We start from the raw sequence: 25582 nt of genomic DNA, 5'->3' as shown, positions 1-25582 counted from the left end.
TGAAACTTCTTTCCCTCAATCATCCAAATTTACTATCGAGTTCGCCGTGCAAGATCCCTGGCTCCGTACTATTCGTCCTTTGGCTGCCTGTGCTTTACAAGGTATTGGCTTTTTGGGTGATGATCTCATTGCCCTCGACTCAATTCGTGGCTATTTGCTCAGGATTAACCCAGCGACTGATAACACCACGATTCTAAACACGTTGCAGGTAGAAAACTTTATTGGAGCAGCAGGGCTAGCGCTTTTGCAAGACACACTTTGGGTTGCGCGTGATAATAGCGTGTTCTTTTGCCAATTTGGTGCGTTTTCTTTGCAGCACTTTTTCACAGTGCCCTACCCCATAACCGGAGTTGGGGTTTGGGAATCGACGATCTATGTTGCCTCGCAAAGGGCAGGCTATATCTATATTTTTGAGCAAGCATCTCGCCGAGAAATTACTCGGTTGCCGCTGCCTGGGGTGGGATCTGCCAATCTGGTGGTGCGAGAAGAAGAACTGTGGGTGTGTGATCGCACGGAACAAACGGTATATTGCTTGGATCGGGCAACAGGGGAACAAAAGTTTTCCGTGTTAACTCCCTTTGAATCGCCTACCGGGCTTGCTTTCCATCGCCATCCGACTACGGGTAGCGAGATCCTTTATGTGTCCTACGCCAAGGATGAAGCGTTCATTCGAGATAATCCCAATAATTTGGATAATCCCTATGAGGTATCCTTTCGCGATCGCACCGTTGTTCATCCCTTGCAGTTTCATTACAATCCTAAAACTCATTGCGCCCTGTCGAATGGCTACCTGATTGAAATGTCCTATGCAGAGGAACTGCTGCCTTTAGAAGAGGTGAATTTGAAGCAGTTGGAATGGCGCATTGCCCTGCCCACTGAAACCGATCGCCAAAAGGTGCGATCCATTGAACCGATTGGACGACCTTACACTGAAGAAATTCAGGATGGTCAGCGAGTTGCTGTGTTTCAGTTTGAGACGCTGAAACCGAACGAGCGCCATTTGTTTGGTTGGAAAGCGCTGCTAGAAGTCCGGGCAATCAAATACCAATTTACTTTTGACGATGTAGATAAAGTGCCACCGCTGTCGCCTGAGTTTAAGGCAATGTATCTGGTGGATGATGATGAACTGGCGATGGATATGCCGCTGATTGTGGAAGCCGCACGGGAGGCGATCGGCACTGAAACAAACATCCTACGGAAGATGCTCAAGATTCGTAATTTTGTCTACGATCGACTCTCCTATGCGCTGACTCCCCGCATCGAGCCGCCCGATATTGTACTAGCGCGGGGCGTGGGTTCCTGTGGCGAATATGTGGGATTGTTGCTGGCGCTGGCGCGACTAAATGGCATTGCCTGCCGCACCGTGGGGCGTTACAAGTGTCCGCCCCAAGCAGAATATCGCCTGGTGCCGCTAGAACCAGACTATAACCATGTGTGGATTGAGTTTTATATTCCTGGCTATGGCTGGCTGCCGATGGAATCGAACCCAGATGATACGGGCGAGGGTGGTCCTTATCCCACGCGTTTTTTCATGGGCTTACCCTGGTATCACGCCGAAATTGCCAAGGGCATTCCGTTTGAAACCTTGATGTCGCAAGGCAAACCAGTGGATACAGTTTCGATTGGTGAACTAGCAATTAACCACGTCCGGTTTACGGTGCTAGATGAGTTGCCACCGCCAAACTGAGTAAGAGGTTCGGAGTAGGGAATTCAGAGCGCTGAGCAAGAAGAAATCAACCGACCACCCAAGTGGATGACCACTCTGCTTCGAAGAATTTATAACGAGATGAGCCGTTACAAAGCCTAAATGCCTGTTTGTGGCCATGGAAAATGGAAGCGCCCGTTATAGTAAGTTTGCTTCAAATAAGCTAAATCAGCCTCCCATTCTTGAATGGCGTTACTTAAATTACCACTGTTTCTGCGGCGTGCATTGCGTGCGAAAGCGGCAATGCAATTAGCTGATTTTTGTAATCTCTGAGATGTACCAGGTTCGCCCCATTCACCTAAATAGGCGGTGTCATTAACAAAAGGCAATCGTTCTAAAAAGACGCTATCAAGAATTTGCCGACGTTGGCTTTCTGGCAACCCATTTGCTCCAACTTCATAGCCACAATGGCTTAGCAAGCCTTCGCTATACCGAAAGACATCACTTGATAGATCTTGTGAACCAAACGTGGCTGTCGTTGTCCGCACAAATTGCGTACTATGCAACTGGGTCAGCCTTTGGGTAATGCGTTCACGAAGAGCTTGAGGTCTTCCCCAAGAGCGACGAGACTCTAACTCATGATTGATTTTGCTTAGAAGTTGCTTGTTGTTCCATTCAGCATCGGCAATTCTTTCAAGTTGATCAATACGGCACTGAATGTAAGGGCGCTGTCGGGTGGAGGTATCTGTACGTAAGGGTTGAGCAGGTGCAGGTGGTGGTGTCGGAATACTGGATTGTACTCTTGAATTGGAGACAACTTGTTTTGGTGTCGGTTTAGGTTGTTGATTGCTTCTGTTAAGCCGTTGCTCGACAGACTCCACTGCGTAATGACCTAAAACCGTCATCCCTAAAAAAATCCAGGAGAGCGGAATGCTCAAAAGTGTTCCCAAGACTTGCAACTGTAAAAATGGATTGAATATTTGGACAAAATTGTGGCGTAAATAAGTCCACTCCACATAGAGCAAAAGAATCCCGCTCCCAAGATTCCCTACTCCCCAAAAAACAATAGATAGAATTTGCAGTAGTCTCATGGTTGTATTAATTCTGAGCAAGCAATGTTCAGTAGTTACTAGAAACTAACGAAGGAAACCTAAAAAAATTGCGATCTAGGGTTTCTCTAAGCTCGGATGCATTCTTGATTTTTTCAGAGGCATCAAGTTGTAAGAGTACCCACGGACAATCCTGAAATACTGCTTTACCAATAGCTTCAAAGTAATTTAAAGAAGTAATCTATGCGCTCAATTGGGAGCAGTGAGGCCTTCATTCGTGATGTTTCCGATGAATTTTGAGATTTTATTTTTTTCATTGTTTGCAAACTGGGTCAATTACTTGGTTAGCTTTAACACTAGTGGTTCACGAAATTGATTGGAACCCGGTAGGCTGGAGAGGGCGCGCGATCGCTGCGAAAAATTTAGGTATGGAGCTTTGGTTATGGATGTGATTCCCGCGATTGACCTACTGGGCGGGCGCTGTGTGCGTTTGTATCAGGGCGATTATGACCAGGTGCAAACTTTTGGCGAAAATCCAGTAGAGGTGGCGCGTCAATGGCAGGCGGAAGGCGCAACCTATTTGCATGTGGTGGATTTGGATGGAGCAAAAGCAGGACATCCAGTCAATTTGGAGGCGATTGAGGCGATCGCTCGTGCGGTTGAGATGCCCGTGCAGGTGGGTGGCGGTTTGCGCGATCGCGCAAGTGTTGTCAGTTTGCTCAATCTGGGGGTGCGGCGAATTATTTTGGGCACGATCGCGGTCGAACAGCCGGATCTAGTGACTCAGCTTTGCCAAGAGTTCCCCGACCAAATTGTGGTGGGGATTGACGCAAGGGCTGGCAAGGTGGCAACCCGCGGCTGGATTGAAACCTCCGAAGTATTGGCGACGGAACTGGCTCAGCGGATGGCGATCGCGGGTGCAGCGGCGATTATTTACACCGATATTTATCGGGATGGCACGATGCAAGGTCCAAATCTAGAGGCTCTGCGCGAGTTGGCAGGGGCGATCGAAATTCCCATCATTGCATCCGGCGGCGTGAGTTCTGTACGCGATTTGCTCAGCTTGCTGTCGTTAGAACCGCTGGGCGTAACAGGCGCGATCGTTGGCAAAGCTCTCTACACCGGTGAAGTTTCCTTAAAAGAAGCTGTCCGCGCTGTGGGTCAAGGGCGCTGGCAAGATGTCCCCCCCGATTTTGGCTCCTCCGCCTTCGCTTAAAATGGAGAACCAATCACCTTTTTTGGGGTTGATGTAGAGCCAATTTACTGGTCTGCAAAACTATACTCGGCTAACAACACCTTGGGAAATCAACATGGTTGCAACCCCTACTAAACCTCTGACGCTCGACGAATTTCTTGCCCTGCCCGAAACTGAACCTGCAAGCGAATTTGTTGACGGCAAAATTGTTCAAAAACCAATGCCAAAGCGCAAGCATTCTGTTATTCAAGCTAAACTCACTGCGGCTATCAATCAGATTGCAGAACCTCAAAAGCTGGCATTTGCTTTTCCAGAATTACGCTGCACTTTTGACAATCGCTCTTTGGTGCCGGATGTAGTTGTATTGGAATGGCAGACGATTGAATTTGATGCAGACGGGGAACCCACGGATGATGTTTTTGTTGCACCCGATTGGACGATTGAAATTCTCTCGCCTAACCAAAGCGCTAACTCAGTCATCGATAAAATTTTGCATTGCGTCAACAATGGCACTCAGCTAGGCTGGTTAATTGATGCTAGCGATCGCTCGGTTCTGACATTTACCCCAAATCAAACCCCGCGATTGTATGCCGATGAACAGTCTCTACCCGTTCTTGACAAGCTCACCTTAGTGATCACGCCAGTTCAAGTTTTTAGCTGGCTCAAGCTTGGGCAAGATTAAACTCAACGTGTTTTTTAACGGCATAACAACGCAAAATTCAAGCAGCGTTGCAGATCCAACCTAACTGTGTTTGCAATGATTGCGCGATCGCCAAAAGTTGACAAGCAAGTCCAACGGCAAGTCATGAAATATTCCGATCTCAAAGCCATTTTTGCAGAAGAGCAGACCAATCGGGGTTTGCTGGTGATTGGACTCAATGGTCAAGGTCGCCAGGTAGAAGTCCTGTTTCACATGACCACCGAGCCAAAATCAAATTGGGAAGCGATTACCATCAGACATTTGTAAATCTTGTAGGACGACCTCGCTCAATTTGAGTGGGTTATTCCCTGTCTCTTACGTAAGGGCACTAGTAGGTTGTTCGTCTCAATGCTTCTCGCTCAAGCAGGGCGCGTTTTCGCTCAATGCCCCAACGATAGCCGCTCAAATCACCATTGCTGCGAACCACTCGATGGCACGGAATGGCGATCGCAAGCGTGTTGGCGGCACAGGCAGTCGCAACTGCTCTTACGGCTGTAGGCTGATTGATTTGTTTGGCAACATCGGCATAGCTCACCGTTGTTCCTGGTGGAATGGTTTGCAACGCTTGCCAAACTCGCTGTTGAAAGGCAGTACCCTGAATATCGAGGGGTAAATTGAGTCCGCGATCAGGGGTTTCAATCAATCCAATCACCTGAGCGACCCAATTCGAGAAAGTCGGATCGGATTCCTGTACTTGAGCATTGGGAAAGCGCGTTTTTAATCGCTCTGTTAGCATTTCTGGGGTGTCGCCAAACTCGATCGCACAAACGCCCCGCTCCGTCGCTGCCACTAAAACCAAGCCCAGAAACGATTGCGCGATCGCAAACCGGATTTCAATGTTTGTCGCCCCAGCTTTGTATTGACTGGCTGCCATACCTAATTTATCGCTCGCTCCGGCATAAAACTGACTACTTGTACTAAACCCAGCGTTATAGATCGCTTGAGTCACAGACGTAACTTGCTGCAAACTATCACGAACCCGCTGTTCCCGCTGAGCGATCGCATATCGTTTGGGAGTCACGCCCACAATCTCTTTAAACAACCGTTGAAAGTGGTATGGACTCAATCCCGCTGTGACCGCCAATTCATTTAATGACAGCGATTCTTCGGATGTTTCAATCAGTGTGCAGATTTTGGCGATGAGTTGGACTTGCTCCTCTCGCGGCGACATTGCATTAGGTTGACATCGCTTGCAGGGACGAAAACCTGCCTGTTCTGCCTCAGTGCAGGTTTGGAAGAAACGAACATTCTGGCGATTGGGCAACCGTGAAGCACAGGCTGGACGGCAGTAAACGCCCGTTGTTGTGACTGCATAGAAAAAAGTCTCATCTGCCTGGCGATCGCGACTAGCTACTGCATCCCAACGCAGTGCATCAGTCGAAAATAATTCAGCGATCGCGATTTGCATAGCCCGTCCTAAAACTCAAAATTCGCTTTGAATCATGATGATACGAATTAGGCTAGCAATCCACTATCAGATTCTTGCGGTCTAATTCAATTAGCATCCTGATTGACTTTCACGCAATAGTTCTGTGGCTTTAACCATGCGCTAAGTCGTGAGATATTGCAGTCATTAACGTCTGAATCTTATTAGTGCTACGTCTGTTTCACAGGCGGCACAATGACCAATTCTGGTTTATCCTCCAACTCAGCTTTCCTTCTGGCTGAGGGGTTGAAAGGGTGTCATGAGACCTGAAGCTTTAACTTTTAGGCAGTTCCAATATGCCGATAGCGCGCCTGCACAATGTAGTAAATGCCGTAAGCAATCAGCCCGATCGCCACAACACCTAAAATCCACGCACCATAAGGTTGTTGCGCCAGTGCTTCTAGGGCACCCCCCAAACCTTTCGCCTGATTAGGGTTAGACTGCCGTGCTGCCTGAATAAAGAAAAAGCCAATGACTACAAAAACGATTCCTCTTGCTGTCAAGCCAACCCTACCCAAGTAAGTAGTCCAAGTCTGTTCAGCATCGCTCATTTCATTTAGCTTCAATTTCTTTCGAAACTTTGCTTTGTAAGCTTCGTAAAACTGGTAAAAGCCAAGCCCAATCACCAGCGCACCAAGTGTTCCAACCAACCATTGCCCAAAGGGTTGAGTGAGCAAGCGAGCCGTCCAATCTTGTGAGGCATTGCTGTTACCCCCAGCAGAACCCAAAACGATTTGCACTGCGGTTAGCGCCAAACTGGCGTATATCAATCCGTTTCCTGCATAGCTACAGCGCTGAAGCAGCCCTTTGGCATCGTTGCCCTTTTGCTCCGGGTCAGCAACCGCTTCAACCAAGCGCCAAAGGGCATACCCTAATAACCCGATCGCCACCAGACTCAGCAAAACTTGCCCAAAGGGCTGAGTGACAATTGTTTGTAGTGCGCCTTGGGTATCGGTTTTTTTACCACCTGGACCCAGTGCTGCCTGTGCTGCTAATAAGCCAACCAACGTATAAACAATTCCTTTCGCTGCAAAACCTAAGCGGGCCAATCGTTCTACCCAAGGGTTAGCCGCTGCCTGTTGCGCTACTCGCTCTGCTTGATTTCTAGCACTTCCAGTGGATGAATTCCGCCCTTTCATGACTGTTATGTCCCCGGTTGTGAGTTTGCAGTGTTGATGCAATCAAGCTGTGCTTATTGCGTAGCGTGATAAAAGCTTAGTATGTCAGGACAGAATCACTATCCTCGCCCTTCTGAGGTAAGAGGTAATGAATTGCAATATCGCCCAATATTGCTAAACAGTCTGAAATTGGTAGTGTGCTGTAAGCAATTAAGGTCTTAGTAAGGTGCTAAACGCTGCTTATTATTTTGAGCTTACCATTAGTTGATTTGTGCTGAGACTTTAACGCTCGTTAAATTGCAAAAGAAGAAAACATGGCTACTCAAATTTTTGTTAATTTACCCGTCAAAAATCTCAATCAATCTGTGGAGTTTTTCACTAAGCTTGGCTTTAGTTTTGACCCTCAATTTACCGATGAAACAGCCACTTGCATGATTGTGAGTGAGAGTATATTTGTCATGTTGCTGATTCACGATAGGTTCAAGACGTTTACGCCCAAAGAGATTTGTGATGCAACGAAAAGCACGGAAGTGCTGGTGTGTTTGTCTTCCGAGAGTCGAGAAAAAGTTGATGAGATGGTTCGCACTGCGATCGCTGCGGGTGGCACAACCTATAATGAGCCGCAAGACCACGATTTTATGTATGGACATGGATTTCAGGATTTAGATGGTCACATTTGGGAACTTGTCTACATGGAGCCAAGCGTCGAAAACCCTAGCTAAACGGCACCCATCTTGCATTCGTTTCACCTCGTGCCAGCAGTCGTGCGAATAGTTAACCCCTAAAATCTAATTCCTAAAATTGAAAAGATCACGAAGGAGATCGCGAGAAACCTTTTCAAAAATTGCTGCCAACACAGCGAATCTTAGAAGAATACAGTAGGCTTTGGAGGATGTCGAAGGGCTGTGAGTGATGAAGATATTGGTGCTAAACGCTGGCTCCAGCAGCCAAAAAACCTCCCTCTACGAGTTGTCGGGCGAGTTACACCATCCGCCAGAGCCACTGTGGGAAGGGACAATTGACTGGACCATAGAGCCAGGTAAAGCAGCCCTAAGGGTGGCAGCCAATGGAACGGTGCTGAAGGAAATTGTTTCTTCTACCTCCAAGGCTGAGACAACAACGCAGCTATTGCAAACCTTGTGGCAGGGCGACACTCAGGTTCTTAAGGCACCCAGCGATATTGATGTGGTGGGGCATCGAGTGGTGCATGGCGGGGCAGACTATCGTGAGAGTGTGCAAGTCACGCAGGCAGTGAAAGCGGCGATCTCCCGTCTTGCTGACTTCGCGCCACTTCACAATCCCGTAAATCTGGAAGGAATTGAAATCATCGAAACGATCTTGGGAACTGAAATCCCCCAAGTTGCTGTGTTTGACACCGCTTTTCATGCTCACTTGCCGCGCGACGTGTATGTCTATCCCGGTCCCTACGATTGGCTCGAAGCCGGGATTCGTCGCTACGGATTTCACGGCACCAGTCATAAATATTGCTCCGAACGGGCAGCGCATTTGCTGGAGCGCGACTTGTCAGATCTCAGGCTGATTACCTGTCATCTGGGCAATGGTTGTTCTCTGGCTGCAATTCGCGATGGCTACAGCGTGGATACGACCATGGGCTTTACGCCGCTGGATGGTTTGATGATGGGCAGCCGCTCTGGTTCGCTTGACCCCGGCATTTTAATCTACCTGATGCGAAAAAATGGCTGTACCGCTGATGAGTTAGAGACTATTCTCAACAAAGAATCGGGTCTAAAGGGCATTTCTGGGCTAGGCGCAGATATGCGTCAGATTTTGGCTGAGATTGAAAAAGGCAACGATCGCGCCAAGCTAGCATTTGATATCTATATGCATCGTCTGAAGGCGGCAATCGGTTCTATGCTGGCAAACTTAGATCGGCTTGATGCGATCGTGTTTACAGCAGGTGTGGGCGAGAATGTGCCCTTAGTGCGAGAGCTTGCCTGTCAAACCTTTAATTTTTTAGGCGTAAAGATTGATTCCGAAAAAAACAGTAGCCATCCAGTAGATATGGATATTTCCACACCAGACTCTAAAGTAAAGGTACTGGTGATTCATACTCAAGAAGATTGGGCGATCGCGCAGGAATGCTGGCGACTTGTAGAAAAAGCTCAATCCGTCAAGCCTGAGTGAAAAAACGCACGGCATCGTCAAATCGATGGATTAAAGAATTTGCAGGAATTTTGATTAAATCGATTGCATGATGTTGAGTCGAAATATCAATTCCGGCCGCTGACTTCAGCAGGTAAAGCACGTAAAGGGAAAGCGCGATCGCGCAAGCTTGCTGAAAACGATTCATAGCCGTGCGGTTTGAAAAGAACTGGTCCAGACTTCAATGGGATCAAGGCAAATTCCTTAAGTCTGGCATATGGGGCAAATCTAGCATATTGGGCTGAGGTAAAGCTGCCTGATAATCAGGATAATGTGTAAACGCCTTTTGAGGCGCGAAGTCACTATAACTGAGGAGCGATCGCGTAATGCTAGTGTGGTTTATGCATGGGGCTTCGGTGCGGCGATCTGGCTATGCCGATCCGCTACGCGATCGTTTGATTGCAGACTTTTCCGATCGCGACTTAACCCTACCTGAGTTCTATTCCAGCTATTGGGGTGAAGAGTTGGGTAGCACGAATGAAATTTGGGATTATGTGCAGCAAGACTTAGAAGCCTTTAAATGGGATTATCCTCAAGTTGATATTGACGATGTATTTCACTATCGCCAACGTCGAGAGCAACTGATTACAGGCTTCTTTCAAGATATTTTCAAATATCTCAGCAGTCCACAAGGGCGCGAAATCCGCCGCACGGTGGCAATGCAGTTCCTCAACTTCGTGACCGACAATCCCTACGACGAGGATTTGCACCTAGTAGCGCATTCTCTGAGCAGCGTCATTTTGTGGGATTTGCTGTTTTCAGACTACGGAACCTCCGATCCAGCTTATTACTTTCGCAGCGTGATTGATGGGCTAGTGGATTCGCCCAATAAGCGCAAGGTGAAACTCCGCAGCATCACGACATTGGGCTGCCCGCTGCTGATCTTCAAGCAGATGATGAATGTGAATGACCAACGGCTGAAAATGTTCGCTAGCACCTATTCTGGTACGGCTCTCCGGTGGATCAACGTGATTCATGCATCCGATATCTTTGCCTATCCTCTCCGCTCTAGCCTCAATTTGGATGATACTGATTTGTTTTTTCGCGATCGCTATCTAGGAGAGCACAATTTTCTGAAGAAAAACATTGGGGATGTGGCAATGGCGCTGGGTTTAATTGCTGACCACACCAGCTATTGGCGCAGTTCGCGGGTCAGTAAGTTAGTAATGGCAAACTTACTTGGCGACTACGACGAGCTTTCAGGCAACAGCCCGATCTTAGAGTTTGGCGAATTTGATTAGCGAGTGCTGGGGGCAGAGTTGGCTAAAGATGCGATACACTCACCCAATGCCGCGATCGCGGCAGTCTCACTCACTCGAAAGACATCATTATGCATAGACTGGCAGCAACACCGGGCGGTTGGACTCCTGACACAGAAGGCGTGATTTTTGTTGATCAGACTCCTGCACCCATCGTGTTGATTACCGCAGCGGATACTGATATCAACGCGATCGCCCAGGCAATGCCCTATCTCCCTGCCAACTTTCCGGCTTTGCGGGTGGTCAATTTATTGCAGCTTCAGCAGCAGTTGTCGATCGACACCTACGCTGAAACTGTTTTGGAGAAAGCTCAGGTGATCGTGCTGCGGCTGTTGGGCGGTCGTTCCTACTGGTCTTATGGATTGGAAGTGGTGCGCGAGACGGTTGAACGCACGGGGGCAACGCTGATTGTGTTGCCGGGAGATAATCAGCCCGATCCAACGCTGATCAGCCATTCCACTTTAGCGATCGCCCAGGTAAACCAGTGCTGGCGCTACTTTTTGGAGGGCGGTGTAGAAAACATGGTCAACGCGTTGCGCTGGCTGGCACATCACAGCATATCCAATCAGTATGAGTATGAACCGCCCCAACCCGTGCCGTCTGTAGGGGTGTATCCTTTCCACATCTCGCCTGCGATACAAAACGCGCCTCAAGTCGGAATTGTGTTTTATCGGGCGCATTATTTAGCAGGCAACCTGGCTCCAATCGATGCCCTCTGTCAGGCATTGAGCGATCGCGATTTGCATCCCGTGCCCATTTTTGTCTCTTCGCTGCGAGATCCGGACGTTCAGGCAGAGTTACTGCACTACTTCCGTCCCAAAGATGAAGCTGGCATTCAAGTGCTGCTGAACACCACCAGTTTTTCTTTGGCTCAATTAGGAGAAAGGGAGCGGGGCGATGAAACGACTTCTGACTTCCCGGAGTTGTGGCAACGGTTAAATGTTCCCGTGCTGCAAGTGATTCTGAGTGGAGGTGGCTTGGCGCAATGGCAACAGGAATGGCGCGGTTTATCTCCTCGTGATGTGGCAATGAATGTGGCATTGCCAGAGGTGGATGGACGCATCATCAGTCGAGCGGTTTCGTTTAAGGCAGTGCAGGGATGGAATGCAGCGTTGGAAACTGAGGTGCTGAACTATCAGCCCGTGGACGATCGCATTCAGTTTGTGGCGGATTTGGCAGCAAATTGGGCAAAACTGCGACAGGCGAACCTGTGCGATCGCAAAGTGGCGCTCATTTTAGCCAACTATCCAACTCGCAACGGTCGCCTTGCGAATGGAGTCGGGCTGGATACTCCAGCAAGCTGTGTGGCAATTCTCCAAGCAATGAAACAGGCTGGGTATCACGTCGAGAACATCCCAGAAACCGATGACGAACTGATTCGACGACTCACCGCAGGCATCACGAACGACCCAGAAACAAAAGGAATGAATCCGGTTGAGCAAACGCTGTCGGTCGCGGCCTATCAAGCCTGGTTTGATACTCTCCCAGAAACGGTAAAGACTCAGGTTAACCAACGCTGGGGAGATGCCCAAGACTCATTTGCGATTGCCGGAATTCAACTCGGTAATATTTTTGTTGGCATTCAGCCTTCACGTGGGTATGAGATCGATCCAGCACTCAACTATCACGCGCCAGATTTAGAACCCACCCACGACTATCTCGCGTTTTATCACTGGTTACGATCGGACTTTGGCACCCATGCGATCGTCCATGTGGGGAAGCACGGCAACTTAGAATGGCTTCCTGGCAAAAGTGTTGCCCTGTCTCAAGATTGCTATCCTGAAGTTGCCTTCGGTGCAATTCCTCATCTGTATCCGTTCATCGTCAACGATCCGGGGGAAGGCTCCCAGGCAAAACGGCGATCGCAAGCCGTGATCATCGATCATCTCACGCCGCCCATGACCCGCGCTGAACTGTACGGTGGTTTGCAGCAGCTTGAAGGCTTAATTGATGAATACTATGAAGCTCAAACCCTCGATCCATCTCGGTTAGCGGTGATCCGTGATCGTATGACGGCACTGATTCAACAAGAGAATCTCAGTCAGGAAGTCCAAGCCATGACAGGCGAGGTGTCCATTGCCCAATTTACACCCGCCGCCTTAACCGAGCTGATCACCAATGCTGATCGCTATTTGTGCGAACTGAAAGAATCCCAAATTCGCGACGGCTTACACATCTTTGGACAATGCCCCACAGGACGACAATTGCGCGATCTGATCGTCTCAATCGCCCGCCATCCATCACCGGGACGACTGGGCTTGACCCGCGCGATCGCCCAAGCCTGGGAGCTTGATTTCGACCCTTTGATGGCAGATCCAGCACTCCTCTACTCCTTCACCCCGCCACTCCACCACTCCACCACTCCATCACCCCGCACCATTGGAGATGCCGTTGACCTGATCGAGAACTTCGCCGCCGACCAGGTTGAGCAATTGCTGAATGGAGGTGCTCCTTTGAATGACGATGAGATAGCCGCAGAGTTGAACTGGATTCGCGATCGCCTTCTGCCCGATCTGCACCATACAGAGCAGGAAATGTATTACCTGCTGCATGGGCTGGCAGGGGGATATGTGCCAGCGGCTCCATCGGGTGCGCCAACGCGGGGTCGTCCAGATGTGTTGCCCACGGGGCGCAACTTTTATTCGGTTGACATTCGTGCGGTGCCGACTGAGAGCGCCTGGGATGTGGGTCGTAAAGCGGCTGAAGTTTTGATTGAAGCCTATACCCAAGAGCATGGTGAATATCCCAAAACGTTAGCGCTCTCGATTTGGGGCACTTCCACGATGCGGACGGGGGGCGATGATTTGGCCGAGGCATTAGCGCTGTTAGGCGTACAGCCCGTTTGGGAAGGAGCCTCGCGGCGGGTGATTGATTTTGAGGTGTTGCCGCTGTCGATATTGGGTCGCCCACGGGTGGATGTGACCCTGCGGATTTCAGGATTTTTTCGGGATGCGTTTCCCAATTTGATTGATTTGTTTGATCAAGCGGTGACGGCGGTGGCCGCACTGAATGAATCCGCTGATGGAAATCCCTTGGCGGCACAGGTGCAGCAAGAAACCCAGGAGTGGCAACAGGCAGGCTTGACGGTTGAACAGGCAGAGCAGCGATCGCGATATCGAGTGTTCGGCTCCAAACCGGGTGCCTATGGTGCCGGATTGCAGGGCTTGATCGAATCGCAAAACTGGGAAACAACAGACGATTTCGCCCGTGCGTACCTCAACTGGAGCAGTTATGCCTACAGCGCTCAGGGCGTTGGCTACTCCGCACCAGAGGCTTTTGAACGCCGTTTAACCAACCTGCAAATTGTGCTGCAAAATCAGGACAACCGTGAACATGATCTACTCGATTCCGATGATTATTATCAGTTTCAAGGTGGCTTAACCGCAGCGGTGCGATCGCTCCAAGGACAAAACCCAACGGTATATTTTGGCGATCATTCACTACCAGAAAATCCAAAAGTGCGATCGCTGCAACAAGAGATTGCGCGGGTCTATCGATCGAGAGTAGTCAATCCAAAATGGATTGCCGGAGCAATGCGCCATGGCTATAAGGGAGCCTTTGAAATGGCTGCAACAATTGACTACATGTTTGCCTATGATGCCACGGCTCAATGCGTTACGGACTATATGTATGAAGGCGTGGCAGAAGCCTATGTGCTTGATCCGCAGGTGCAGGCATTTGTGCAGCAGAAAAATCCTTGGGCACTACGCGATATAACAGAACGACTGCTGGAGGCCCATCAACGAGGCATGTGGGAAAACGTGGATCAGACGATGCTGGATCAGTTGCGATCGCTCTCTTTGGAAGCCGAAGCCGAGATTGAAGGGCGACTGGGAAGTATAGGTGAATAGTTATACAGTGCTAATTAAAAAAGACAAACACTACAGCCTCAATGACATTCATTTGGCACTATGACAAATAAAAAATCACGTAAATTTAGAACAGCTCACACAGGTGATTCTTAGAATCGATGGCAATTTTAGAAGAAAAATGCATAATTTGATTTCTTCAAGTGCAATTTGCCAGAAAACCCCCTGCTTAACCATTGGGCAGGGGGAAGAAGAGCAGAGTGTGTTGACGAGACAGAGTGCTTATGATGTGGGTGAGGAGTGCTTTTCAGCTTCCTTTTCAGGGTGGTAGCCCTCGGTAATTTCGTCAAGATTCAGCTTTTTCTTCAACGTTTCACCTAATGAACTGCCCTTATCGTTTTCAACATCATGTGATGATTCTTTCTCTTGCCACTCGCGGCGTTGTTCTTTCAGCTCACTAACGTTTTCGCCAGGAATCGGTGCCGTAATACCCGGTGTGCCATGTAATTTTAGCTCTGTAGCAGATGCCGCCAATACCGCCGTTTGAGTAAGGCTTAAAAGTATTACAACACTAACCAGCAGCACGGTCAGTTGTTTGATAATCCCTTGAAGCGCACGAAAAGCATGGTTTGTCATATGATTTACCTTCTTAGTAAGTGAATTAAACTAAATTAATCAGGATAATTTTCCCACCTACAAAAGGAACTCACTTCTATACAAATGCATAGATTTTCTGAACGAACGCTGTCAGCCGGTAGAAGCGATCGCGCGCTAAGCCGGTGGCTCTAAGATTCCGCTAGTGCCACTTTGCCCTTGCACCAGAAGATCTAGCTCCAACTGCATCTGCTGCACTACTCTTTCATAGCAATCATCCACATAAGCACAGTCCATTGCCGCCGCCCGACCATACCGCTCAAACACAATTGGGGCACAAATACGAGTGTGGATGGATACCGGCAGTGGAATGTTTGGCAAGGGTCCAATTGCCAACCCCCAAGGTAGCCCTAAATAAATCGGAAAGACGAGCGGATCAACGCCAAACAACCAGGGCATTCCCCAATCATGGAGTTGCCGCAGTTCCTTGTAATAATCGGCTAAAACGATCAAGGTATCATGGGCACCCTTCGAGATGGCAGGGACAATCGGCACACCCTCTCGTAACGCTAACTTGATGAAGCCTTTACGCCCAGCAAAGTGAATGCGATGACGCTGCTGGTGGGGTCGCCATAGATCTTCAGCCCCACCAGGATACACCAAGACCGCGGCACCTTTTCTGAGAGCGGCGATCGCGGGTTTAGGATGAGCCTTAATTGCCCCTAGCTCAACGGTCAATCGAGCATAACCAGGCACCATCCAAACATTGGGATGCATTAGCCCATAAACCGGGCGCTCGGCACCAAATCGGCGAAACCAATCGACCATAAACATTAGGGTATCGGGTGCAATCATGCCGCCGTTGTGAGACCCAACCAGCAACATGCTGCCAGCCGACGGTAAGTGTTGCCAACCGTCGGTTGTGACCCGAAAGTAGTAGCGGTAAAGCCACACTCCGAACGGAAGTAACGCATTAATCGCTTGCGGCGATCGTTCGTCTAAGGACCAGCCATCGAAGGGAGAGTGAGTGCCTTGACTTTGAGTGCGGCGACCATCCAAGCGGACATCGAAATTATGGGACAACGAGTATTCACTCCCCTACGTAATGCAGTTTTCAAACGGGCTTGGCTCAGTCAGCGCTATTCGCAAATCAGCGTAAGTTGCCTGGTTCGGTAGCAATTTGATTAATCAAGCGTCAGCAAAAGAGAACTTGGTTGCTGCTTGTAGTTAAGCAAAGAATGGTGAAAAAGAAAGGCGTTACATTCCGTCGCTGCGGTCCTCGTATTTAATGAGGGTGTAGAAGCAGTATTACCCCGTCCTAATTACACCCAACAAGCAAGTGAGTGGAACTGGCTGGCACCAAAAGTGATTAGCCTTCGCGCAGTTTTTCTAACACGCTTCGATCTTCTAGGGTAGAGGTGTCGCCAGATATCTCTTCACCAGCCGCCAGCGATCGCAGCAGCCGACGCATGATTTTACCTGATCGCGTTTTGGGCAAGGCATCGGCAAATTTGATTTCACCGGGGCGCGCGATCGCGCCAATTTCCTGCACCACATGCTTTTTCAGTTCGTTTTTCAACTCATCGCTGGCAGCAATGTTATTTTCCAGCGTCACAAACGCCACAATTTCTTCCCCTTTCAGATCATCGGGTTTGCCGACCACAGCGGCTTCGGCTACTGCCGAATGAGACACCAGTGCTGATTCAATTTCCATGGTGCCAAGGCGATGCCCTGCCACGTTGATTACGTCATCCACGCGGCCCATTACCCAAAAGTAGCCGTCCTGATCGCAACGGGCACCGTCACCAGCAAAATAGAGATACTGTCCATCTTTTGGTGGAATGTGTTCCCAATAAGTGCGACGGAAGCGATCGGGATCGCCGTACACCGTTCGCATCATGCCGGGCCAGGGATGCTGCACCGCTAAATAGCCGCCCTCGCTTGCAGGAGCGGGATTACCCTCCAAATCCACAATATCCGCCAAAATACCAGGAAATGGTAGCGTCGCGGAACCCGGTTTCGTCGGCACTGCACCAGGAAGAGGCGTAATCATAATGCCGCCGGTTTCCGTCTGCCACCAGGTATCCACAATGGGGCAGCGCTCTTTGCCAATAACCCGGTGATACCACATCCAGGCTTCCGGATTGATCGGTTCGCCGACAGTGCCCAAGAGCCGCAGCGAGTCAAGATTGCGGGCGTTGGGCAACTGTTCGCCCATTTTGATAAAGGCACGAATAGCGGTAGGCGCAGTGTAAAAAATATTCACGCCGTACTTTTCAATCACATCCCACATACAGCCCGGATTGGAGGCACGGGGCGCACCTTCATACATAACGCTGGTGGCACCGTTGGACAAGGGACCATAGACAATGTAGCTGTGCCCAGTAATCCAGCCAACATCGGCAGTACACCAATAAACATCAGTGTCTTTCAGGTCAAAGATCCACTTTGTGGTTATGTGGGTATAGAGGTTGTAGCCGCCCGTAGTGTGGACGACCCCTTTGGGTTTGCCGGTGCTGCCAGAGGTATACAACACAAACAGCATATCTTCGCTGTCCATGGGTTCGGCAGGGCAATCGGCAGAGGCTTTAGCTTGCAGGTCATGCCACCAGTGGTCGCGACCGGATTCCATGGTAATTTTTTGCTCAGTGCGCCGCACTACCACCACGTTCTCAACGTTGGGTGCACTATTGCCAGCCAAGGCTTTGTCTACCTGTTCTTTGAGAGGCACGATCACGTCTTTTCGCCAACCGCCATCTGCCGTCACCACCAGTTTTGCCTGCACATCCACCAGGCGATCGCGCAGTGCCTCAGCGCTGAAACCACCAAATACGACGGAGTGCACCGCTCCAATTCGAGCACAGGCAAGCATGGCGATCGCCGCTTCGGGAATCATGGGCATATAAATTCCCACGCGATCGCCCTTCTCCACGCCCAGTTGTTTTAGCACGTTGGCAAACTGACAGACTTCTCGATGGAGTTGGGCGTAGGTCAGTGTGCGTGAATCTCCCGGTTCTCCTTCCCAAATCAACGCTGCCTTATTGCGCCGCCAAGTCGTCAGGTGCCGATCTAAACAGTTGTAGGAAATATTGATCTTGCCATTCACAAACCATTTGGCAAAGGGTGGCTGCCAATCCAACACCGTGTCCCACTTTTGAAACCAATGCAGTTCAGTGTCTGCCAATTCTGCCCAAAACGCTTGCGGATCAGCTTTTGCTTTGTCATAAAGCTGCTGGTATTGTTCCAGGCTTTTGATCTGAGCGTGCTGTGAGAATTCCGCAGGCGGATGAAACAGACGCTCTTCGTGCAGAATGGATTCGATCGTAGGCTGAGACATTGGGGTGATTGTGGAGTAGCGATTCTAGATTTTAGATCGCAATGGGTGAGATTGTAGAGCGAACAAATCTTTTTCTAATATTTAGAGCGAACAAAGGCGCTGTTTTTGAGGTGAGTTGAAGCGTGGCTTAAATACTGCGGAGTGTGACGTTTAGACTGAGATCGCAACAGCAGCAGATCGCTATACAGTTTCTCAACTTGAGCGATGTTATCGCTTAAGGTATAGCGTTCCTCAGCACGCCGACGGGCATTGGTTCCAAGGGTCGTTGTCCAAGCAGCGTGATCTCGCAATTGAGGCAGTAAGATTTTAAGCTGAGTCGCTACACCCTGGGTTTTAATAATGACTCCGGCTTCTGCTTCCAACACTTCGCCATCTGCTCCAGCGTCGGTTGCCACACAGGCAAGACCACACGCCATTGCTTCTAGTAGGGAAAGCGATAGCCCTTCCACCAAAGAAGGCAACACAAAGACATCGGTGCCCCGCAAAATTTCGATGCGCCGCTGCTCATCTGCAATGAATCCCATCCACACAATGCCGTGTTCTGCTCCATAAAATGGAGTCAGGGAAGCAGCAAGCGGTCCGTGGTTACCCACAATCACCAGTTTGGCTCCCACTCCCATGTTGGATTGCTTCCAGGCTTTTAACAGAGATTCAACATTCTTTTCAGGAGCAATGCGTCCTTGATAGAGAAACACTCGATTTGCCCCAACTTCTGCTTTGAAGTTGGAAACACCAGGGCAATATTTTTGAGTGTCTACGCCGTTGGGAATGACGGCAATGCGAGCAGGAGCAACTCCAAGCTTGATCAAAATTGCCCGTTGAATATTAGAAAAAACAATCACGCGATCGTATTTTGCCAAACAGGGCGCATAAAGCTGATAGGCAAGGTGCTGAGTGCCTGAGGAGAAGTTTCGCAGTTTGCGATCAAAGGCAGGATGAAAAGTGGCAACTAGCGGAATATCCAGGTCTTCACAGATTTCTGGGAGCAAAAAATCCAGCGGTGATAGCGTTAAAGACGCATGTACGACATCTGGTTTCAGATCTTCCAAAGAGTCGGTCAGCACTTTTTTGGAGCGAAGATTTGGAATGGTATACAGCTGTGATTTATAGAGGAATGGAATTGAAATTTCTTCTAAAAAATCGGGCCAATTATCAGGGGGCGGTCCTTCTTGGGCGAAGTGAAAGAAGCTAACCTGATGTCCTAAATCTTGCAGAGCATTCGTCACCTCTCGACTGTAAGTGACATTGCCGCAAAAGGGAGCCTTTTTTCCAAGCCATGCAATGTGCATTCGATTTTATTGCTGTATGCGAAGGTTAGTGGGATCTAAGCAGTGGAAACTGCCAAGCAGTCTAACCAATCGTAAAGAACAACTTACGATTCTAACGGTTGGCTAGGCTTGTGCGAGCAATATACCAGCTTAAGACCCCACCTGCGACCATCAAAGCAGCCAGACCCAAAAAAACGATTCGTAGACCAAAGAACGTTTCGGCAATTCCGGCTAATGCAAGCGGCAAACTCAAAGCAATATTAATAGCATTGTTTTGCAGACCAAATACTTTGCCCCGCATGTCTTCGGGCGTTTCTTCCTGAATAGTTGTTTGCATGGGCACGCCCACGATCGCCGAACACAAGCCCAATGTCACTAGCAGCAGCAGCACTGGAATTAGATGATTGGAGAAGAAGGCTAGCCCTGCCAGTGCCAACGCCATACCCAGCGAACCCCACAGGCTCAGACGAGAATGAGGAAAGCGTTGCCCAAAATAACCAATAAACGTTGCCCCGATCGCCATCCCGACTCCTCCTGCTGCCAACAAGAAGCCGAACTGAGAAGATTTGATTTCAGGAATCACCTCCGCCAAGCGCACAGCCAGCACTGCCAATGCCGCAAATACCGAAAACAAGATCACCAGTTGAATCAACGCGCCCCGCACCTGAGGCTGCTGTCCTAAATAGCGAACGCCATCCCGGATGTCCGCAAATACATGAGGGGGTTCTTCTGTCGCCTCAGCGGCATCATTAGTCGCACCATTGGATGAGAATTGAAAAGATGGATAGCGTTGTTTTTCTGTGATTTTGAGCAGTAGCAAAACTAACCCAGCAATCACGTAGCTTCCACCCACCACCAACTCTTTACCCAATCCCACCGCTGTCCAGCCTAGATGAGTCACAATGCCATCCGCGATCGCCAACAGCGGCTCTCCAACTGCGAAACCAACAATCACCGATGCCATCATCGTCGTGGTGTAAAGAGAATTGGCAGAGAGAAGATGCCTGCGCTCGACAATCAATGGAATCGCAGACTGCTCTGCCGGAGCAAAAAACTGGGTGAGCGTAGAAACCAAAAAGGTAATAGTCAGTAGCACGTAGAAACCCACGGGCAAGCCATGCCAGGGTGCCCATCCTTTAGTCAGCCACAGCAAAAATGGCAAGAATATGACCAAACCTCCACGGAGCAGGTTCGTGATCACCAAGACTGTTTTTTTAGACCAGCGATCGACATAAACCCCTGCGATCGACCCAAACAATACAGCGGGAATGGTGGATGCAATCATAATGGATGACACCCAACCGCTAATGGTTTGGTCTTCTGCTTGAAAGCGACTGGCAATCAACGCAATCATTAGCACCAAATACACCTTATCCGCCAGTTGGGAAAAGACCTGACCACCCCAAAGCGTTAGAAAACTACGATTTTTTAAGACTGGCAAAAAGCCACGCTCTGGCTCAGACCCGCCTCCAGTTTGGGGCGAATTAGGCAGGCTCGACTCATCCAGCGGCATCGACTTAACAATGGACTCGGCTGCGCGATCGCTCGCAGCCTCAGTTACCAAAGATTGCTCCAAAGCCCGCTCCGTTGATTCAAGTAATTCCTCTTCTTCAGAACGAAACATTGCCGAGGTGCGCTCCTTACTTCCATCGCAGACTGTATTCGCCGACAAAGCTGCCTTATCAGATAAGCGAGAATCTGCCTGTGAACCTGTAGCGGATTGTAACAAAGTTTGATCAAGCTTGGAATCTACACGGGACGTATCTTGATGAAGCTCTTGTTCCTGCCCCTCATTTAGAGATTCGGTAGACTGCATCATCATGGCTTCTAAATTGGGTTTGGGCAATTGCATCATGATTGTGACAGTTGGGGCAAAGGTGAGCTTGAAAAACAGGCATCCATCAGGGTTGCGGAGCGAATAGAGCGATCGAAATGGTACTGAGCGTACTGGCGCAAAATCCGCTCTACAGAAATGCAAGCCGTCATTGAAGTCGCAACCTGAGCAAAATTGTCAGACTGACTGGAATCTGCATCCGTTTGCAACGGCCCAGTTTGGGCGATCGCCTGTAGGATGATTAACTCCTTTGATCCAATTAGACTATGAAGTTGGGCATTTCGCCTAAACGAACTCTGAACGGGTTTGGTTATACGGACGTGCGGACTGTTGGGCTGTTGCAGTTGCTCTAATGATTCTAAAGTAACGGTGCCGCCAGCAGGAATACTAAAGCCAACGGGTTCATTGGGAACTAAAGGTTGCTGCGTGACACAGCAGCGATGCACTTCAGGAGCAACTCCCGCCACGGTCAAAAGTTGATAAATCCCAGAGATCAGCGTTAGCAAAATGAGCGAGGTGGGCGATCGCTCTAGCCGCTGTAATTGTTCATTCAAGATGCAGAATAATTCGTCTTGAGGCTGATCGCTTAAGGCTTGATAGAGGCACAGTTCGGCTAAGTATTGGCTAGCCGTTAATCGCTTCAGATCTTTTCCTAACCCCGAATAAGAGATGACTGTTTCTGCTTGAGTAATTTTATCGAGCGATTTTCCCTTGGCGATCAGTAAGTCATTCACCACAAACAGACCGCTGCGCCCGCTCATTTTGGAGTTATGTTTACGGGCACTGATGGCGATCGCCTTCACCAAACCATGCTCCCGCGTCAAAATCGTCAGCAACCGATCCGCTTCTCCCAGCGGCATACTTTTGAGATTAATTCCGATAGCTTTATAAGTACGAGACATACAGAGGTGCGAAGTGGAAAGTACGGAGTATGAAGTGCGGAGTGCGGAGTGGATAAGGCAAATTATAGAAAAGGAAAGGCGAGATGCAAAGGCAAAGTCCGAACGCCGAACTCCGCACCCTGAATCCCGAACTCCGAATCCCTACTCCTTTTGCGTGTTCCGCTGATGCACCAGTTCCACGCCGCGTGACGTTCCAATCCGAGTTGCCCCAGCGTTAATTAAATCTAACGCTTGTTCAACCGTTCGGATTCCTCCGGAAGCTTTAATCTCTACCCGATCTTGTGTGAGTTCCTTTAGTAACCGCACATCCTCTAACGTTGCGCCACCATTTAGCCCTGTGCTGGTTTTCAAAAAAGCAGCTCCAGCATCCATGCAAATCTCTGCTGCCAATTTTTTCTCGGCTGGAGTTAATAGCGCCATTTCTAAAATCGCTTTGATGGTTTGTCCCGTTTGGTCGCAAATATCAGCAATCTCACGATGCACCTCATCCACTTTCCCCGTCTTGAGCCAGCCGATATTGATCACCACATCGAGTTCTGTGGCTCCATTTTCGGCCGCTTCCGCAGCTTCATAAAGCTTAACAGTAGAGGTGTTGGCTCCATAGGGAAAGCCAATCACGGTACAAACTTTGGGTCTTTTGCCATGTAACAAGCGAGTCGCTTGCTGCACATGAACTGGATGTAAGCAAATGGCGGCAAATCCGAAGCGATCGCATTCTTCGCACCACTGCTCTACCTGCTCTGGAGTTGCAGTGGGGGTAAGCAAAGCATGGTCAATAAATGCGGCCAGGTCAATATCTAGATCGAAATTACTTTTCATCATGGGTTGGAATGACTGTTTTGAAGGGCAGACGATGTAGCCATATCCAATAATCAATCATTCGTAGAAGTAATGGAGGATTTGATTCTAATTTTGTTTGAAACTCCAAAGGCAGAAGTCGCCCCTGACGTTCTAGAAAGGTCACGGATTGTGCGTTAAAGGATTGTGGGCTTGGTAAAGGTTAAAGGATTGTGGGCTTGGTAAAGTAGGATCAATTCTTTCCCCTCAAGAAGCTATGGAATGCCGACTTTGTGGTCATCCTAAGTGTCATAAGCATGGCAAGCTGCCCAATGGACACCAACGCTATTTCTGCCCTCACTGCCAGCAAACCTTCTGTGAGAGCTTTGACACGCTGTACTACTGGCGACGAGTGAGTCCGGAACAAGTTCAGCAGGTGCTACAAGCTCATAGTGAGGGCAGCAGCTTACGAGGGATTAGCCGAATTACAGGCTTGGCATACAACACCGTGGTCAGTATTGTTCGGGCATCGAGTGCCAAGGCTCAGCTAATTCATAACGACCAGGTCAAGCAAGTGGCAACCGCAGAGGTGAGTGCGGATGAGATGTGGTCTTTCGTGCAAAAAAACAGAAGCAATGTCTTTCCAATGAATTAGAAGTGGGAGACTGCTGGATAGGTCTGAGTTTAGCGGACTCCAGTGGACTGATTTTAGCGGCACGAGTGGGCAAGCATACAGACGAACTTATTGAGGAATTGGTAATTAGTACACAGGGAAAAACGGCTTGCAAACAGTGGAACAGTGATGACTGGGGAGGCTATGAACGAGTCCTTCCGCCTGAAATTCTGCACTATGTTGGCAAAGACAAAACGCAGCGCTTAGAGCGAACCAACGGCATCGTCCGACAACAAACTGCTCGATGGCACCGCAGGCAAAACAAGTTCGGCAAACGGTGGGAGCAAACGAAAGTGACAACACGCTTAGTAGTCAGCTATTTCAATTGGATTTGGCGGCATAGTCGATTCAAAACAACTGCGGCTCAACGAGCAAAACTGGCTGAGCAGCCTTGGACCTGGCAGGATGTCGTTACCTACCCCACAATCCTTTAGTGCACTACCAGGTCACGGAACCAGAACAATAAGTAGCCGACTAATCAAGATAAACAGGCGATCGCAGTTCAAGTTCCAGGCCGATTGCGGATGTGTTCGGGAATATGGTAGCGATCGCCCAACACTTCTAACAGAGGACCGTGTTCATTAATTCAAAATGCGATTGCTCTAATCAGGCAAAAAAGTATCGTCCAAAATTTGCTCTGATAGATAGGGGCAATTTTTTGGCAGATCGTCATAATCCAAGGACGTTTCCTGGGCGACCAAGGCTAGACTCAGTTCATAGCCATAGGCGATCGCCTCTAAAATGTGAGGTTTCAGGCTAGGGCTTTCATCCAACAATTTACGAAGGCGATAGCGTTGTTCTCGAATGGTTGCTCGTCAGCTTTTACTGCGTTGGTCGGGCTGAAATTGCCATTTAAGCAGGTGCCCTAACAGAATCCCTAGCCGATTTCGGAGTTCTTGGCGTTGTTGTTTGCCCAAACTCTCAATCTCCTCAAGCACATTTGTCAGATCGACCTGATTCCACTTCTGCTCACGTAAGAGGATCGCTTGTTCTTGAGTCCATGCATAGAAATCGACCTCGTAAAGGGAGGAGAGGGTCGTGGGTTTCTCAGCAGCTTGAGACATCGCAAAGCCTCTAGTGAATTAAGGCTGATCATAGCAACGATAGACCGGCGATCGCGCCATCAAGTACCGGGTCGGTTGCGGATGTGTTCGGGAATATGGTAGCGATCGCCCAACACTTCTAACAGAGGACCATGTTCATTAAATTGAACGATGCTGACGGAAGTAGTGAGGATATTGATGCGATCGCGGTAACGCCCCAACTCGATTCCCAGCAAGCTACACAGCAAAATCCGAATAGTCGCTTTGTGGGAGACAACCAGCACATTCCCATCGCGATATTTTTCTTGAATTTCGGCAAGCACCAACGAGGCACGGCTGGCAATTTGTACGGAGGTTTCGCCGCCAGTGGGTGGGTTCCAGGCAGGCTCCCCACGCCAGCGCAGATAATCCTCGCCAAAGTGCTGCTTTACATAGGCTAATGTTTGCCCCTCCCACTTGCCATAGGAAATTTCCTTCAAGCCAGGACGGAGCTGCATGTCAACGCCAACCGCATCACATAAAGGTTTTGCAGTGGCGATCGTGCGCTTCATGGGGCTGACATACACGGCTTCCCACGGAACGGCTTTGTAAGCATCTGCAAACGCCTTTGCCATCTCTACCCCTTCTGGCGTTAGTTCAGCATCTAAATCGCCACAGTAGCCACCAGTCTGACTGAAGTCAGTTTCTCCATGGCGAAGAAAATAAATTTTGAGGCTCATGATGATGTGTAAGAGGTTGGCTTAAATGGTTGGTCAGTGAAACTTAAAGAACTGTGAGTTACAGAATACCC

Annotated in this window: 21 protein-coding genes and 1 pseudogene; 9 read left to right on the top strand and 13 right to left on the bottom strand. The window is 49.3% G+C overall.

Annotation, left to right across the window (positions count from 1 at the left end):
* The first annotated feature begins 46 nt into the window (after positions 1-46).
* Positions 47-1687: a transglutaminase-like domain-containing protein gene (locus tag JOY44_RS06645; protein WP_242541722.1), complete on the top strand. Its 1641-nt coding sequence runs from the start codon at positions 47-49 to the stop codon at positions 1685-1687.
* A 116-nt stretch (positions 1688-1803) separates the two neighbouring features.
* Here JOY44_RS06645 and JOY44_RS06640 read toward each other — a convergent pair whose 3' ends face one another.
* Positions 1804-2736, bottom strand: a complete 933-nt coding sequence (locus tag JOY44_RS06640) for a hypothetical protein (RefSeq protein WP_171572870.1) — start codon at positions 2734-2736, stop codon at positions 1804-1806.
* 400 nt (positions 2737-3136) lie between these two features.
* On the opposite strand from JOY44_RS06640, the gene hisA reads away from it, so the two are divergent.
* The 3 genes from hisA (at position 3137) to JOY44_RS06625 (ending at position 4856) form a co-directional block, all read left to right on the top strand.
* A complete protein-coding gene (gene hisA / locus JOY44_RS06635) occupies positions 3137-3910 on the top strand; it encodes a 1-(5-phosphoribosyl)-5-[(5-phosphoribosylamino)methylideneamino]imidazole-4-carboxamide isomerase (RefSeq protein ID WP_171572869.1) in 774 nt (257 codons plus the stop codon).
* A 94-nt stretch (positions 3911-4004) separates the two neighbouring features.
* Positions 4005-4571, top strand: coding sequence for a Uma2 family endonuclease (locus JOY44_RS06630; protein WP_171572868.1), 567 nt, complete (start codon positions 4005-4007; stop codon positions 4569-4571).
* Positions 4572-4637: 66 nt separating this feature from the next.
* Complete coding sequence (locus JOY44_RS06625) at positions 4638-4856, top strand: hypothetical protein (RefSeq protein ID WP_171572867.1); 219 nt, start codon at positions 4638-4640, stop codon at positions 4854-4856.
* A gap of 61 nt (positions 4857-4917) precedes the next feature.
* Here JOY44_RS06625 and ada read toward each other — a convergent pair whose 3' ends face one another.
* Together ada and JOY44_RS06615 are read right to left on the bottom strand one after the other, a co-directional pair.
* Complete coding sequence (gene ada, locus JOY44_RS06620) at positions 4918-5997, bottom strand: bifunctional DNA-binding transcriptional regulator/O6-methylguanine-DNA methyltransferase Ada (RefSeq protein ID WP_171572866.1); 1080 nt, start codon at positions 5995-5997, stop codon at positions 4918-4920.
* A gap of 299 nt (positions 5998-6296) precedes the next feature.
* Positions 6297-7154 (bottom strand): DUF1206 domain-containing protein, encoded by an 858-nt coding sequence (locus JOY44_RS06615; RefSeq protein ID WP_171572865.1) that lies wholly within the window; start codon positions 7152-7154, stop codon positions 6297-6299.
* 293 nt (positions 7155-7447) lie between these two features.
* Here JOY44_RS06615 and JOY44_RS06610 point away from each other — a divergent pair, with 293 nt between their 5' ends.
* Both JOY44_RS06610 and JOY44_RS06605 read left to right on the top strand, forming a co-directional pair.
* Entirely contained in the window at positions 7448-7855 is a 408-nt protein-coding gene (locus tag JOY44_RS06610) for a VOC family protein (RefSeq protein WP_171572864.1), read from the top strand.
* Positions 7856-8045: 190 nt separating this feature from the next.
* Positions 8046-9278, top strand: coding sequence for an acetate kinase (locus tag JOY44_RS06605; protein WP_171573744.1), 1233 nt, complete (start codon positions 8046-8048; stop codon positions 9276-9278).
* On the opposite strand, the gene JOY44_RS06600 is transcribed toward JOY44_RS06605, so the two are convergent.
* Positions 9265-9444, bottom strand: a complete 180-nt coding sequence (locus JOY44_RS06600) for a hypothetical protein (protein WP_171572863.1) — start codon at positions 9442-9444, stop codon at positions 9265-9267. The genes JOY44_RS06605 and JOY44_RS06600 overlap by 14 nt on opposite strands.
* Before the next feature lie 178 nt (positions 9445-9622).
* On the opposite strand from JOY44_RS06600, the gene JOY44_RS06595 reads away from it, so the two are divergent.
* The gene (locus JOY44_RS06595) at positions 9623-10537 is read left to right on the top strand and encodes a hypothetical protein (RefSeq protein ID WP_171572862.1); all 915 of its coding nucleotides are present in this window, start codon (positions 9623-9625) and stop codon (positions 10535-10537) included.
* A gap of 89 nt (positions 10538-10626) precedes the next feature.
* Positions 10627-14406 (top strand): cobaltochelatase subunit CobN, encoded by a 3780-nt coding sequence (gene cobN, locus JOY44_RS06590; RefSeq protein WP_171572861.1) that lies wholly within the window; start codon positions 10627-10629, stop codon positions 14404-14406.
* A 240-nt stretch (positions 14407-14646) separates the two neighbouring features.
* Here cobN and JOY44_RS06585 read toward each other — a convergent pair whose 3' ends face one another.
* From JOY44_RS06585 to deoC, 7 genes are all read right to left on the bottom strand, one after another.
* A complete protein-coding gene (locus JOY44_RS06585) occupies positions 14647-15000 on the bottom strand; it encodes a hypothetical protein (RefSeq protein ID WP_171572860.1) in 354 nt (117 codons plus the stop codon).
* A 135-nt stretch (positions 15001-15135) separates the two neighbouring features.
* A complete protein-coding gene (locus JOY44_RS06580) occupies positions 15136-16041 on the bottom strand; it encodes a lysophospholipid acyltransferase family protein (protein WP_197985021.1) in 906 nt (301 codons plus the stop codon).
* A gap of 286 nt (positions 16042-16327) precedes the next feature.
* Positions 16328-18295 (bottom strand): acetate--CoA ligase, encoded by a 1968-nt coding sequence (gene acs / locus JOY44_RS06575; protein ID WP_171572859.1) that lies wholly within the window; start codon positions 18293-18295, stop codon positions 16328-16330.
* Between the two features lie 74 nt (positions 18296-18369).
* Positions 18370-19584 (bottom strand): glycosyltransferase family 4 protein, encoded by a 1215-nt coding sequence (locus JOY44_RS06570; protein WP_171572858.1) that lies wholly within the window; start codon positions 19582-19584, stop codon positions 18370-18372.
* A gap of 91 nt (positions 19585-19675) precedes the next feature.
* Positions 19676-21418, bottom strand: a complete 1743-nt coding sequence (locus tag JOY44_RS06565) for an MFS transporter (protein WP_197985020.1) — start codon at positions 21416-21418, stop codon at positions 19676-19678.
* A complete protein-coding gene (recO, locus tag JOY44_RS06560) occupies positions 21415-22299 on the bottom strand; it encodes a DNA repair protein RecO (protein ID WP_171572857.1) in 885 nt (294 codons plus the stop codon). Before recO ends, JOY44_RS06565 begins: the two co-directional genes overlap by 4 nt.
* Before the next feature lie 141 nt (positions 22300-22440).
* Positions 22441-23121 (bottom strand): deoxyribose-phosphate aldolase, encoded by a 681-nt coding sequence (deoC, locus tag JOY44_RS06555; protein ID WP_197985019.1) that lies wholly within the window; start codon positions 23119-23121, stop codon positions 22441-22443.
* Between the two features lie 232 nt (positions 23122-23353).
* Between deoC and JOY44_RS06550 the strand changes: the two genes are divergently transcribed.
* Positions 23354-24183 (top strand): IS1 family transposase gene (locus tag JOY44_RS06550; RefSeq protein WP_171572121.1). Its coding sequence is split into 2 segments (ribosomal slippage): positions 23354-23695 and positions 23698-24183, totalling 828 coding nucleotides; the frame shifts between segments, so codons are not numbered across the junction.
* A 168-nt stretch (positions 24184-24351) separates the two neighbouring features.
* Here the strand turns inward: JOY44_RS06550 and JOY44_RS06545 are convergent.
* Together JOY44_RS06545 and JOY44_RS06540 are read right to left on the bottom strand one after the other, a co-directional pair.
* Positions 24352-24813: pseudogene (locus tag JOY44_RS06545) on the bottom strand (DUF29 domain-containing protein).
* Positions 24814-24872: 59 nt separating this feature from the next.
* The gene (locus JOY44_RS06540) at positions 24873-25511 is read right to left on the bottom strand and encodes a histidine phosphatase family protein (RefSeq protein WP_171572856.1); all 639 of its coding nucleotides are present in this window, start codon (positions 25509-25511) and stop codon (positions 24873-24875) included.
* Between the last annotated feature and the right edge of the window lie 71 nt (positions 25512-25582).

The organism is Leptolyngbya sp. Cla-17 (assembly GCF_016807185.1).
GTDB lineage: Bacteria > Cyanobacteriota > Cyanobacteriia > Leptolyngbyales > Leptolyngbyaceae > ULC077BIN1.
The sequence above is the reverse complement of the archived record's forward strand: the minus strand, read 5'-3'. Positions and strand labels throughout refer to the sequence as shown.

Bases quoted from the DNA above. Each gene is read 5' to 3' on its own strand.
- JOY44_RS06640 (WP_171572870.1), bottom strand. From the start codon at position 2,736: ATGAGACTACTGCAAATTCTATCTATTGTTTTTTGGGGAGTAGGGAAT.
- hisA (WP_171572869.1), top strand. From the start codon at position 3,137: ATGGATGTGATTCCCGCGATTGACCTACTGGGCGGGCGCTGTGTGCGT.
- JOY44_RS06630 (WP_171572868.1), top strand. From the start codon at position 4,005: ATGGTTGCAACCCCTACTAAACCTCTGACGCTCGACGAATTTCTTGCC.
- ada (WP_171572866.1), bottom strand. From the start codon at position 5,997: ATGCAAATCGCGATCGCTGAATTATTTTCGACTGATGCACTGCGTTGG.
- JOY44_RS06615 (WP_171572865.1), bottom strand. From the start codon at position 7,154: ATGAAAGGGCGGAATTCATCCACTGGAAGTGCTAGAAATCAAGCAGAG.
- JOY44_RS06610 (WP_171572864.1), top strand. From the start codon at position 7,448: ATGGCTACTCAAATTTTTGTTAATTTACCCGTCAAAAATCTCAATCAA.
- JOY44_RS06605 (WP_171573744.1), top strand. From the start codon at position 8,046: ATGAAGATATTGGTGCTAAACGCTGGCTCCAGCAGCCAAAAAACCTCC.
- JOY44_RS06600 (WP_171572863.1), bottom strand. From the start codon at position 9,444: ATGAATCGTTTTCAGCAAGCTTGCGCGATCGCGCTTTCCCTTTACGTG.
- JOY44_RS06595 (WP_171572862.1), top strand. From the start codon at position 9,623: ATGCTAGTGTGGTTTATGCATGGGGCTTCGGTGCGGCGATCTGGCTAT.
- cobN (WP_171572861.1), top strand. From the start codon at position 10,627: ATGCATAGACTGGCAGCAACACCGGGCGGTTGGACTCCTGACACAGAA.
- JOY44_RS06585 (WP_171572860.1), bottom strand. From the start codon at position 15,000: ATGACAAACCATGCTTTTCGTGCGCTTCAAGGGATTATCAAACAACTG.
- acs (WP_171572859.1), bottom strand. From the start codon at position 18,295: ATGTCTCAGCCTACGATCGAATCCATTCTGCACGAAGAGCGTCTGTTT.
- JOY44_RS06570 (WP_171572858.1), bottom strand. From the start codon at position 19,584: ATGCACATTGCATGGCTTGGAAAAAAGGCTCCCTTTTGCGGCAATGTC.
- JOY44_RS06565 (WP_197985020.1), bottom strand. From the start codon at position 21,418: ATGATGCAATTGCCCAAACCCAATTTAGAAGCCATGATGATGCAGTCT.
- recO (WP_171572857.1), bottom strand. From the start codon at position 22,299: ATGTCTCGTACTTATAAAGCTATCGGAATTAATCTCAAAAGTATGCCG.
- deoC (WP_197985019.1), bottom strand. From the start codon at position 23,121: ATGATGAAAAGTAATTTCGATCTAGATATTGACCTGGCCGCATTTATT.
- JOY44_RS06540 (WP_171572856.1), bottom strand. From the start codon at position 25,511: ATGAGCCTCAAAATTTATTTTCTTCGCCATGGAGAAACTGACTTCAGT.